At 43.9% G+C, this 6,039-nt stretch carries 7 protein-coding genes; 3 read left to right on the top strand and 4 right to left on the bottom strand.

The window, feature by feature from the left end:
* On the top strand, positions 1 to 207 hold a 207-nt coding region (locus DDR33_RS13395; protein WP_109416389.1), incomplete at its 5' end, for a heavy-metal-associated domain-containing protein.
* 85 nt (positions 208 to 292) lie between these two features.
* On the opposite strand, the gene DDR33_RS13390 is transcribed toward DDR33_RS13395, so the two are convergent.
* The 4 genes from DDR33_RS13390 to DDR33_RS13375 form a co-directional block, all read right to left on the bottom strand.
* Positions 293 to 1,117, bottom strand: coding sequence for a universal stress protein (locus DDR33_RS13390; protein ID WP_146198765.1), 825 nt, complete (start codon positions 1,115 to 1,117; stop codon positions 293 to 295).
* A 154-nt stretch (positions 1,118 to 1,271) separates the two neighbouring features.
* Positions 1,272 to 1,727 carry a YbhB/YbcL family Raf kinase inhibitor-like protein gene (locus DDR33_RS13385; protein ID WP_109416388.1) on the bottom strand — a complete coding sequence of 152 codons (456 nt, stop codon included), beginning with the start codon at positions 1,725 to 1,727 and terminating at the stop codon, positions 1,272 to 1,274.
* Positions 1,728 to 1,835: 108 nt separating this feature from the next.
* Positions 1,836 to 2,252 (bottom strand): GNAT family N-acetyltransferase, encoded by a 417-nt coding sequence (locus DDR33_RS13380; RefSeq protein WP_109416301.1) that lies wholly within the window; start codon positions 2,250 to 2,252, stop codon positions 1,836 to 1,838.
* 22 nt (positions 2,253 to 2,274) lie between these two features.
* On the bottom strand, positions 2,275 to 2,766 hold the full coding sequence (locus DDR33_RS13375; protein WP_109416300.1) for a YajQ family cyclic di-GMP-binding protein: 492 nt from the start codon (positions 2,764 to 2,766) through the stop codon (positions 2,275 to 2,277).
* Positions 2,767 to 2,993: 227 nt separating this feature from the next.
* On the opposite strand from DDR33_RS13375, the gene ppk1 reads away from it, so the two are divergent.
* Both ppk1 and DDR33_RS13365 read left to right on the top strand, forming a co-directional pair.
* Positions 2,994 to 5,048, top strand: a complete 2,055-nt coding sequence (gene ppk1, locus DDR33_RS13370; RefSeq protein WP_109416387.1) for a polyphosphate kinase 1 — start codon at positions 2,994 to 2,996, stop codon at positions 5,046 to 5,048.
* Complete coding sequence (locus DDR33_RS13365; RefSeq protein WP_109416299.1) at positions 5,045 to 5,923, top strand: Ppx/GppA phosphatase family protein; 879 nt, start codon at positions 5,045 to 5,047, stop codon at positions 5,921 to 5,923. Before ppk1 ends, DDR33_RS13365 begins: the two co-directional genes overlap by 4 nt.
* The last annotated feature ends 116 nt before the right edge of the window (positions 5,924 to 6,039 follow it).

Genomic DNA, 6,039 nt, shown 5'->3' with positions numbered 1-6,039 from the left:
ACGTATAAGTTTAAAACGAATATTAATTGTTCGGGATGTGTGGCAAAAGTAACCCCGGCGTTGAATCAGCTGGAAGGGGTTCTTAATTGGGAAGTGGATACGAATAATCCTTCCAAGATCCTCAAAGTGGAAGCGGAAGAGGGTGTGCCGGCTCAGGCAGTAAAAGAAGTAGTAAGAGGCATTGGGTTCATCATTGAAGAAGAATAAGGACTGGCTGGTATTGTTCTGCTGATAAAATAAAAGGCTTCCTTTGAGAAGCCTTTTATTATTTATAGTTGTCCCGGTGGTATTCTTAATTTGGAATGGACAGCAGGGGTACCCTGCTTCTGGCTGCCATTTCGCAGGTCTTGCTTTTATGAAGCATGGAGTTCCAGAATCCGTATCTTTGTGGTACCATTACAAGCAGGTCTGCTTCGAATTCATCAATGCCCTGTTCAATCCCTTTAATGACTCCGCAACCGTCAATATCGCGGTAAGTATGATCTATACCTTCAAGATGGAATTCTACGTCGGTATGCTGACCGGCATCTGCAAGGACCTGCTCGGGTGAGAGTTTCTTTGTCTTCTCAACATGGAGCACCTGTACTTCTGCCTTTAATTGCAAGGCAACTTCATTGAGCATCTTCAGAGTTTGCAGGGAGAATTTACAGTTATTGTCGCAAGCAAACAGGATCTTATGGATTCCGTTGAAGGTGACTGACTGAGGAATGACCAGAACCGGATACTTTGCGTGACGGATAACGGAAGTGGTAGTGTTGCCAAAGATCTTCTGGTCGAGAGAATTTCCTCTCATTCCCATCACCACCAGGTCTGCCTGGTGTTTTTCTACCAGTATGTCCAGTTCCTCTTCTACATTTCCGATCGTGCTTGCATATTCTGTTTTTACACCATACGTGCAGGAGATCTTTACAGCAGCATAGTCGAGGGAAGCTTCATTGGAAGCCATCATTTTTTCTACTCCTGAAGCTGGCATCAGGGTATTGGCTGCATGTGCAGGAAGCATAAATGAATTATATAAAATCAGTTTTGCGTCGATGCACTTGGCGAGGGATGCCGCATACTCAAGGGCATTGCTGGCATCTTTTGAAAAGTCGGTTGCTACGATGATTGTTTTCATATCTTCCTGGTTTATACCATAAAGATACGGGCTTTCAGGATGGGAAAAAATGACAAATGTGTATGTTAAAAAGTGATGCGCCTCATATCGGTCAGTCTGTTGATGCAGCTTACCAAAGCTTGCCCGGCGGGAGGCCGGGGCATTGACGCCGGGTTTATTCAAGATCCTCAGGCCGGGTACATAAACCGGACAGTTCTGTCTGATCCAGTATGTGCCCGTTCATTGCTTTCTCGACTTCTTCGCGTTCGGAAGCAGGCTGCAGGTCAAGCCGTATATCCAGCGCATAGAGCCTTATCCAGTAATGGTGAGTCCCCTGAAAATATCTGGGGCAGGGGCCTTCATATCCAAACGTATGGTTATTTGCCAGGCCTTCTGTCGCACCGGAAGGAATTGTGCCCTCCTCTGTTTTGATACTTGAAGGCGGAATGTTGAAGACCATCCAGTGGGTCCACGGCTTTGGAGTGGCATCCACATCTTCAAAGATGAGTACTAAGCTTTCTGTTCCTGATGGAAGGCTTTCAAATTCAAAGGGGAAGCTGATGTTTGCTCCCAGGCAGGTGTAGGGACGCGGGATTTCCTGGTTGTGTTCAAATACTGTTTTTAGTTTCATAAGATAATGTGATGTAATAATAGTGGGATGCAGAGGTTTTCCGCTGTTTGCCAAAGTAACAAGCAGGAGGAGGAAAAGTTTGGGTATCTGTACAGGTGCTCCGGTTGGTTAACCGTAGATATTCGGGACGCTGATCTCCATCATGCGCTCCGGCTTTGATAGTTCAGTAAAGCCGTACTGCTGATAAAGTCCCTGTGCGTCGGCTGTAGCCAGCATCCATCTCCGAAGTCCTTTCAGATCCGGGAAATCCCTGATATATGCCAGGAGCTGTTTGGATAGGCCCTGCTTCCGGTGTTCAGGTAAAATAAAGACATCTGCCAGGTAGGCAAAAGTGGCGTAGTCGGTTATGACCCTTGCAAATCCTGCCTGTAAACTGTCTTTGTACAGTCCAAAACAAAGAGAGTTCTCTATCGAACGCTCTACAATATCCAGCGGAATATTTTTAGCCCAGTAGGAATCCCTGCTAAGGTAACGATGGATCATCGTGACATCCAGAAGTGTCTTATCTGTTGAAATGCTGATCATAAATTTAAGGAGCGCTGTTGGGTTAATTTCTCATATTAATGTACTGAAGGGGCTGACCGAAATCGTCTGAACGGAGAAGGGAAATAACTGATTGCAGGTCGTCGATCTTTTTACCCTGAATGCGTACCTGGTCATCCATAATAGAGGCTTGCACCTTCAGTCCGCTGTCTTTTATTTTCTTTACGATCTTTTTGGATGTTTCCTTGTCGATTCCTTCTTTAATTTTAATTTCCTTACGAAGCATATTTCCGGATGCATACTGCTCTTTTCCCATATCAAGGGATTTGGGGTCGAGGTTTTGCTTCACCATCCTGGATATAATGGAATCCTGGATCGCTTTCAGCCGCATATCGTTTTCTGTTACAATGGTGATTTCATTGGTTTTCTTATCCAGTTCGACGGTGCTTTTGGAATCATTAAAATCATAGCGGTTCAGGATCTCCTTCTTTGCATTGTTAATAGCATTGTCCAAAGTCTGTCCGTCTATCTTACTTACTATATCGAATGATGGCATACTAATTTCCTTAAACCGCGAAATTAAGCAATCGGCATCTAAAACCGAATTTTTATGGTGTTTGTGTGAGGCAGGGTTAAACAATTTAATCTTTTCGTAACTTATAAGAATAAAGATGATTAAATTGACTACAGAAAGTTAATTGATAACATTATTTAATATTAAGTTAACAGTAATATCAGCAGCTTTGTGCCTCCGGACAGGGGCCGGGCCGCTCAGTTATGCACATGTCAAAGCAGAAATTACCGCTTATTAATCGTGAGATCAGCTGGTTGTACTTTAATGAAAGAGTTCTCCAGGAAGCAGCTGACAAAAGTGTTCCTTTGATCGAACGGTTACGGTTCCTTGCTATTTTTTCTTCAAATCTCGATGAGTTTTACCGGGTAAGGGTTCCGACACTGGGCCGCCTTGCCAATATCAATACAAAAGCAAAAGAACTGTTAGGGTATAATCCTAAAAAGACGCTGAAAACTATCAGGGAGATAGTTGTGAAGCTGGAACGGAAATTTGATGACCTTTATGAAAATGAGATCATCCGTGAGCTGGCAACCGAAAAGATCTTCATTATTAACGAACATCAGCTGAACGTTAAGAGAGGCGAGTTCCTCAGGTGGTATTTCAGGGAAAAGCTGCTTTCTACACTTGTTCCGCTTATGCTGAGTGATGATAAGCCTTTTCCTGAACTGAAGGACAGGGCGATCTATTTTTTCGTGCGTCTCAGCAATAAAGAAAAATTCCGCTACAGCCTGATGGAGATCCCTCTGGACAGCCTGGAGCGTTTTATTGTATTACCTGAAACCAACGACCTGAGGTTCATTATCCTCCTGGATGATATCATCCGGTACTGCCTGGAGGAGATCTATTTTATTTTCGATTATCCAAGGCTTGAAGCATATTCTATTCAGCTGACCAGGGATGCAGAGCTCGAACTTGACAGAAGTGTCAGCGAAAAGTTTATCGAGACCCTGACAAAGAGCCTTCAAAAGCGAAAGAAGGGGAAACCGCAGCGGTTGTTGTACGACAATGCTATGCCGGAAGATATGGTGGCTTATCTTGTTGAAAAGCTGAACCTCGGCAATGACAGCCTGATCCCGGGCAACAGGTATCATAACTTTAAGGACTTTATTGATTTTCCGAATGTAGGGCGCAGGGAACTTGAATATGAGCGTCCGCCGGCACTACGGGTGCAGAATCTTGATCTCAGTAAGAGTATCTTCAGCCAGATCGCCCGCAGGGATTACCTGATCAATCTGCCCTACCAGTCGTTTGACTATATTATTCACTTTTTACGTGAAGCGGCTATTGATCCGAAAGTCACTGAAATAAGCATTACGCTCTACCGGCTTGCCCAGAACTCGAGGATCATTAATGCGTTAATTAATGCTGTTAAGAACGGGAAGAAAGTAAACTGCCTGGTAGAACTAAAGGCCCGGTTCGATGAACAGAATAATATCTACTGGACAAATCGCCTGGAAGAAGAAGGGGTTGCTGTTAACTATGGCATACTTGATTATAAGGTCCATTCGAAAATCTGTCTGATCACCCGCATGGAAAAGGGGAAGCCAGTTTATTATGCGAACCTGGCAACCGGGAACTATAATGAGAAAACGGCAAAGATCTACGGAGATCATAGTATCTTTACCACTCATAAGGGAATCACCAAAGAGCTGAAAAAACTGTTCCGGGGACTTGAAAAGAAGATTTTCTTTAATGACTACAAGTACCTGATCGTTTCTCCCCTTGAAACACGCAGAAAGGTCTATGCGATGATCGACACTGAAATACGAAATCAGAAGGAAGGGAAACCCGCAGGGATCATCCTGAAGATGAACAGTCTTGCAGACGAAGAAATGATTGAAAAGATCTATGAGGCGGGAGCGGGGGGAGTGAATATCCAGATGATCGTGAGAGGGATGTGCTGCCTTGTGCCAGGGATCCCGGGGCTTAGCGATACTATTAAAGTGATCAGTATAGTCGATAAATACCTGGAGCACGCAAGGGTATGGATATTTACCAACGGCGGAGAAGAAAAGATCTTCCTATCTTCAGCAGATTTTATGACAAGAAACCTCGACAGGAGGGTGGAAGTTGGTTTTCCTGTTCTGGATCCACTTGTAAAACAGGAAATCAGGGATATCATATCCATTCAGCTTCAGGATAACACTAAAGCGAGAGAGATCACCCGGCATACCCATAACCGGTATAAAAAAGCGGGACGGGGGAAGAAATACCGGGCACAAATTGACATTTATACATACTTAAAAAATAAACAATTTAATTGAGATACGGAGCAATAGATATCGGATCCAACGCGGTGCGTTTGCTGATAGCAGATATTATTCAGAAAGGGCAGGAAATCACTTTTAAGAAAAACACACTTGTCAGGGTTCCTTTGCGGCTCGGGGACGATGCATTCCTCGATAAAAAGATATCTCCGTCAAAAACGGAAGACCTGGTGAAGACAATGACTGCTTTCAGGCAACTGATGGATGTATACAAAGTATCTGATTATATGGCATGTGCTACCTCTGCTATGCGGGAAGCCAGTAACGGCGCTGATCTTGTAGGCAGGATCAGGGTTGAAGCCGGCATCAACCTTGAAATAGTGGAAGGGCAGAAGGAAGCAAATATTATTTATTCTACCCATATCGCCGAAAATCTGGAGCACAACAAGACCTACCTCTATATTGATGTAGGCGGAGGAAGTACGGAGCTTTCTGTTTTTACGGAGGGAAAGATTGAGGCGGCACGTTCATTTCCTATTGGTACGGTCAGGATGCTGGATAATGCAGATGAACCGGAAACCTGGGAGCAGATGAAGGACTGGATTAAAGAGCATACGAAGAATTATAAGCATCTTTCGGGTATCGGAACGGGAGGCAATATTAATAAGCTGTTCAGGTTGTCGGAAGAGAAAGATGGCAAGCCTTTGAACATAAACAAATTAAATGATATCTATCTGCATCTTCGCTCTCACTCTTTAAAAGAAAGGATTAGTGTGCTGGGGCTTAATCACGACCGTGCTGACGTAATTATTCCCGCCTGCGAGATCTATCTCACTGTGATGAAGTGGGCTGCTATCCGCCAGATCTATGTTCCGAGGGTCGGAATGGTGGATGGCATCATCCAGGTGTTAATTGATAAAAACCTAAAATAAAAATTCAGGGAAAGAGCATACTTTCCCTGTTTGCATTGTTTTTTCATCTTCACCTGAACTTCATCTCTGATTTTAACTTTTGCCGTTCAAACACGCAAATATGAGTAAGGTGAAAG

Origin of the sequence: Pararcticibacter amylolyticus (assembly GCF_003130405.1) — a bacterium.
GTDB classification, from domain to species: Bacteria; Bacteroidota; Bacteroidia; order Sphingobacteriales; family Sphingobacteriaceae; genus Arcticibacter; species Arcticibacter amylolyticus.
This window is presented reverse-complemented; position numbering and strand designations above follow the sequence as displayed.

Excerpts from the sequence above, each read along its gene's own strand:
- DDR33_RS13390 (WP_146198765.1), bottom strand. The coding sequence starts at position 1,117 with ATGAAAACAATCATCGTAGCAACCGACTTTTCAAAAGATGCCAGCAAT.
- DDR33_RS13385 (WP_109416388.1), bottom strand. The coding sequence starts at position 1,727 with ATGAAACTAAAAACAGTATTTGAACACAACCAGGAAATCCCGCGTCCC.
- DDR33_RS13380 (WP_109416301.1), bottom strand. The coding sequence starts at position 2,252 with ATGATCAGCATTTCAACAGATAAGACACTTCTGGATGTCACGATGATC.
- DDR33_RS13375 (WP_109416300.1), bottom strand. The coding sequence starts at position 2,766 with ATGCCATCATTCGATATAGTAAGTAAGATAGACGGACAGACTTTGGAC.
- ppk1 (WP_109416387.1), top strand. The coding sequence starts at position 2,994 with ATGTCAAAGCAGAAATTACCGCTTATTAATCGTGAGATCAGCTGGTTG.